This is a genomic window from Coxiella-like endosymbiont (assembly GCF_002871095.1).
In the GTDB taxonomy this organism is placed as follows: domain Bacteria; phylum Pseudomonadota; class Gammaproteobacteria; order Coxiellales; family Coxiellaceae; genus Coxiella.
This window is the reverse complement of record NZ_NSHJ01000046.1, coordinates 1-1041: the sequence shown is the minus strand read 5'-3', so window position 1 is coordinate 1041 and position 1041 is coordinate 1. Positions and strand designations below refer to the sequence as shown.

Genomic DNA, 1041 nt, shown 5'->3' with positions numbered 1-1041 from the left:
GGATTAGAAAATGTCAAAAGATTGTTTGGGGTATTCTGGAAAAATAAATTTTATTAAAAAATAAAATTAATTATTTCTCAATTTTTGAGCTGCATGAGTTAATATGTTTTTCCACTCACTAATTTGTAAATCATGGTTGAAACCATGAATGACATAATAAGACAACTGGATAAAGAAGTCAAATAGAAAATGTAAAAAGATACTTCTTAAAATAGTTTTTAATATTTGGTCGTTTTCTATCTAAATTATTTTATAAATGTTATAGTTTGTTATACTCAATTCTTATTGAACTTTGGCTCCTTAAAAAATTAGTTTTAGTTAACTTTTCCAATAGTAGGAAGTGACCTAATTGATGTAATTCTAGTGATTTTTTTAGAACGTTATAGAATATTCTTATATGATTGATAAATTTTATATCCAGCAAGCGCTTCTTTTGGCGAAGCAGCAAGCTGAAATAAATCAAGAGGTACCGGTTGGTGCAGTTTTGGTAAAAGATAACGAAATTATTGGAAAAGGATTCAATAATCCTATTGGATTAATAGACCCTACAGCTCATGCAGAATTACTTTTAATCCGTGAGGCTGCTAAAAATCTTGGCAATTATCGATTAGTTGGTACGACTCTCTATGTCACTTTAGAACCCTGTGCAATGTGCCTTGGTGCGATGATTTATGCTAGGATTCATCGCCTCGTTTTTGGTGCTTTTAATTTACGTGGTGGTGCTGTTAAAAGCGTTTTTCAGCTTTTAAATGAACCACGGCTTAATCATCGTATTTCTTGGACAGGAGGAATTTTAGCTGATGAATGTGCTCATGTACTAAAAAATTTTTTCAAACCTCGTCGTTAATAATTTTTTTCCATAATATGACACAATAAAAAACACCCCCTTGGCTTTCTACAGAGGGGTATGAAAGTAATATTTTGTTTTGATCTTAGAAGAATATTTTTTCTTTCACAGCGTATTTAGCATGTTTATTTAAAAATGTCTTAAATATCAATTATTATATTTCTTTGGTCATATTAAAGAAAAAAAAGAAATGC

At 29.9% G+C, this 1041-nt stretch carries 1 protein-coding gene; it reads left to right on the top strand.

The features are described from left to right. Window positions 1-397: 397 nt before the first annotated feature. Complete coding sequence (tadA, locus tag CLERM_RS00495) at window positions 398-847, top strand: tRNA adenosine(34) deaminase TadA (protein ID WP_102156669.1); 450 nt, start codon at window positions 398-400, stop codon at window positions 845-847. Window positions 848-1041 lie beyond the last annotated feature (194 nt).

Coding starts and splice junctions, on each gene's coding strand:
- tadA (WP_102156669.1), top strand. CDS start 398: ATGATTGATAAATTTTATATCCAGCAAGCGCTTCTTTTGGCGAAGCAG.